The sequence below is a fragment of the Streptomyces hygroscopicus subsp. hygroscopicus genome, assembly GCF_001553455.1.
GTDB classification, from domain to species: Bacteria; Actinomycetota; Actinomycetes; order Streptomycetales; family Streptomycetaceae; genus Streptomyces; species Streptomyces hygroscopicus.
This window is the reverse complement of sequence record NZ_BBOX01000421.1, coordinates 1-3,286: the sequence shown is the minus strand read 5'-3', so window position 1 is coordinate 3,286 and position 3,286 is coordinate 1. Positions and strand designations below refer to the sequence as shown.

Annotated in this window: 5 protein-coding genes and 1 pseudogene; 3 read left to right on the top strand and 3 right to left on the bottom strand. The window is 68.0% G+C overall.

All coding sequences use genetic code 11. From position 1 onward, the window contains the following. Positions 1-279 precede the first annotated feature (279 nt). Positions 280-657 (top strand): hypothetical protein, encoded by a 378-nt coding sequence (locus AXW62_RS34010; protein ID WP_030825962.1) that lies wholly within the window; start codon positions 280-282, stop codon positions 655-657. Between the two features lie 16 nt (positions 658-673). On the opposite strand, the pseudogene AXW62_RS46350 reads toward AXW62_RS34010, so the two are convergent. After that, a pseudogene (locus AXW62_RS46350) lies at positions 674-845 on the bottom strand (IS630 family transposase); the annotation flags it as partial. A gap of 122 nt (positions 846-967) precedes the next feature. On the opposite strand from AXW62_RS46350, the gene AXW62_RS34005 reads away from it, so the two are divergent. Next, positions 968-1,126: a hypothetical protein gene (locus tag AXW62_RS34005; RefSeq protein WP_252368837.1), complete on the top strand. Its 159-nt coding sequence runs from the start codon at positions 968-970 to the stop codon at positions 1,124-1,126. A gap of 6 nt (positions 1,127-1,132) precedes the next feature. Here AXW62_RS34005 and AXW62_RS34000 read toward each other — a convergent pair whose 3' ends face one another. Further along, positions 1,133-2,143 (bottom strand): aldo/keto reductase, encoded by a 1,011-nt coding sequence (locus tag AXW62_RS34000; protein ID WP_060947856.1) that lies wholly within the window; start codon positions 2,141-2,143, stop codon positions 1,133-1,135. A gap of 17 nt (positions 2,144-2,160) precedes the next feature. Between AXW62_RS34000 and AXW62_RS47305 the strand changes: the two genes are divergently transcribed. Further along, the gene (locus AXW62_RS47305) at positions 2,161-2,364 is read left to right on the top strand and encodes a helix-turn-helix transcriptional regulator (RefSeq protein WP_060947855.1); all 204 of its coding nucleotides are present in this window, start codon (positions 2,161-2,163) and stop codon (positions 2,362-2,364) included. Positions 2,365-2,610: 246 nt separating this feature from the next. Here AXW62_RS47305 and AXW62_RS33990 read toward each other — a convergent pair whose 3' ends face one another. Continuing rightward, complete coding sequence (locus AXW62_RS33990) at positions 2,611-3,072, bottom strand: glycine-rich domain-containing protein (protein ID WP_060947854.1); 462 nt, start codon at positions 3,070-3,072, stop codon at positions 2,611-2,613. Between the last annotated feature and the right edge of the window lie 214 nt (positions 3,073-3,286).

Sequence of the window (3,286 nt, the reverse complement as noted above, 5' to 3'; positions counted from 1 at the left end):
ACGGACTTCGCGCCGACGGCCCGCCCTCCCGGACACCCTGCCGGTCGGTGCAGCAGATCACGACGCCCTTGGGCTGGATGCGCCACTCGCAGCCGAGATGGGTCAGCAGTCTGCGGGTGACCGTGGAGTCGTAGCCCGTCAAGGTGCACCGTTGATCTGCTCAGGCAACGCGAGCTCGAAACGCCCGAGCTTCTCTCGTGCTGTGCCCAGGATGGTTCACCGTGATCGGAAAGCGGCACGCGGGACGAGCGCACGCGAAACGGCTGGTATTACTGGGGCATGCAGGAAGAGATTGCACGCTCCGCGATCGACACGTTCATCTCCGCGTTCAACGCCTCGGACGACAGCTATGTGACTGCCCTGCTCTCCCAGGCTCTGACCTCAGACGTGGTCTTCTGGGGGCCGTTGGGTCGCAGCGAAGGAATCGCGGCGGTCGAGCGGTTCGTGCTGGACATCCGGCGCCACCCGGCGGGGACCGGCACGATGGTGCGCTGCTCGGCGGTGGACATGCCTGACGAGTGGGCCCGGTACCAGTGGGTCTTTACCACGCCGGATGGAGGTCCCCGCCTGGCGGGAACGGACGTCGTCCATCTGCGGCGGAGCCTCATCGACCAGGTCATCGTCTTTGCGGGGGAGATCGAACCGTCCGCCTCCTGAGTCATCCTTAGTCTTCCTTTGTTCGCACCGGTGTGGGCGAAGAGGTTGTCCATGATGTAGGCGCCGTCGAGCCGGGCGGCGCGGATCGACTTGAGCGCGGCCAGGGTGTTGGCGGTGCCCTTGCGACGCCGGTTGACGCCCCACAGGCGGTCGTAGCCCACGGAGTAGCAGCCGTGGAAGTAGGTGACCGGTGCCCGCGTCACATCAGCCTGACGCCCCCTACCCTCGAAATCTCTTACCCATTGGCCAAGCTCAGGAGCAGTCGGCGGACGTCAGCTACTTCGATGCCCACGGGCACGTTCCGCTGCGCGTGGCCCTGCTGCTGGCCGCAGTGGTGGGCATCCTGCTCACCGCGCTGGCAGGCAGCGCGCGGATCACGCAGTTGCGCGCGACCGCCCGCAAGCACCGCCGGGCCGACCACAGGGCTGTGAACGCCGAGGCCAAGGACTCGTCGAAGGCCAGGCGGTAGCACGGACTACCGGGAGCCCGCCACAGGCTGCGACGTGTAGAAGGACTCCTCCAGGTAGGCGGCCTCGTGCGGCTGGTAGGGCTCCTCCACGTAGGCGGCCTCGTCTTCGTCGAGTTCGACGTCCACCGCGGCGACCGCGTCGGCCAGCTGGGCCGGCTTGGTGACCCCGACGATGGGCGAGGTCACCACCGGGTTGCGCATGACCCAGGCCAGGGCGACCTGGGCCGGGGACAGACCCCGCTTGCCCGCGATCTCGTGGACGCGCTCGGCCACTGCCTGGTCCTCGTCGCGGTAGAGGATCTTGCCGCCCGCGTCGGTCTCGGCACGCGCCGTGGCGGTGTCCCGGACCCGCGTCAGCCTGCCCCGCGCCAGTGGGCTCCACGGGATCACGCCGATGCCCTGGTCGGCGCAGAGCGGGAGCATCTCCCGCTCTGCTTCGCGGTGAATGAGGTTGTAGTGGTCCTGCATCGACACGAACCGGGTCCAGCCGTTCAGGTCAGCCAGATACAGCGCCTTGGCGAACTGCCAGGCGTACATGGAAGAGGCTCCGATGTAGCGGACCTTCCCGGACTTGACCGCGTCGTGCAACGCCTCGAGGGTTTCCTCGATCGGGGTGTCGTAGTCCCAGCGATGGATCTGGTACAGGTCGATGTAGTCGGTCCCCAGTCGCTTCAGGGAGGCGTCGAGCTCGGCGAAGATCGCCTTGCGGGACAGCCCGGCGCCGTTCGGGCCGGGGCGCATCCGCATCCAGACCTTGGTGGCGAGAACGACCTCCTCGCGCCGGGCGAAGTCCTTGACCGCCTGGCCGACGATCTCCTCGCTGCTGCCGGCGCTGTACCCATTGGCCGTGTCGAGGAAGTTGACGCCGCTCTCGAGGGCCTGCTTGATGATGTCCCGGCTGGCGTCCGCGCCCAGCGACCAGGGCTCGCCGCCCCGGTCCGGCTCGCCGAAGCTCATGCAGCCGAGGGTGATGGCGGAGACTTCCAGTCCGGTCGTTCCGAGTTTGATGTATCGCATGCTTCCGAACCTAGGAATTGGAGTGCGCTCTAACGCAACACGCCTCGGTCCGGAATTCGGAGGCGTGGTGCAGGCACCGGAACCTGAGTCAGCAGGAACTCGCCGAGCGCTCCGGCCCAGACCGGCAGGCCATCGGCACCGTCGAGTCCGGGCAGAAGGCCGCGAAGATCGACTCTCCGATCGTCATCGCGAAAACGCTCGATATCCCCTCGCCGAGTTGATGTACGAGAGCTGAGGCCCCGTCCGCGCGCCACGGAGGCGACGCACGGACGGGTCGAGCCTCAGCGAGGCAGCGGGCCAGCAGTTCCGGTCTCGGGGACGACGAATCCCCGGACAGGCCGGAAGTCGGGCGGGTCCTGCCGAGAGGCTTCTGTCTGGGCCTGCCGCATGGCCTTCACCAGATCCGCATACTTGGGGTTGATCCACTCCATCGGATACCTCCTCCTTCCGGGCCCGCAGCCTACGCGTCAGCCCTTGGGCTTGGGCTTCGGCTGGACGACGATCAGGCCCCCGTCGTCCGAGTGCTGGCACTTCGCCGCCACAGCGACGAGCGGCTTGTCCGGCGCGGTCCACAGTTCCTCGTCGGGAGTGAATCCCGCCTCCCGCATCATGGCCTGCGTGCGCGTGAGGATCGCCGGGTCGTAGTTCTCCGGGTCGTACCCCGGAGTGTGCTCGACGTAGCCGCCCCTCCGCGTGCACAGGGCCTTGTACAGGCGCGTGTGGAGGATGAGTGCGTGCCATCCCTCGTCCACGACCCGGGACGGTGTCAGTGCCGCCTGCGGGAACTCCGCAGCGGTGAGCACGAACTTGGCCGCCTCATCGACGACGCGGCCGGCCATCTCCGCCGCCATGCCGGGGTTGGCGTCCATGACGGTCTGGACGACGCCTCGCCGCTGTGTGTCGTCCAGTAATGCCGTACGTTCGGCCATGTGCCTGCCTCTCTCTCGATGGGATGGTGCACGGTCCTCAGTCCCGGTCGCTGGCCGTCCAAGCGCGCGATCCGGGGCGGGGACTTTCTCGTGTGGGGACTCCGGCCCGCGGTCCCCATGTCGGGGCCGGAGTCCCTGCCCTGCGGCCGACGGCCGCGCCTGGCTGCACCGACCGCAGGGTGTCTGGAAGGGTGAGCCGCCGGCTCGAAGTCGT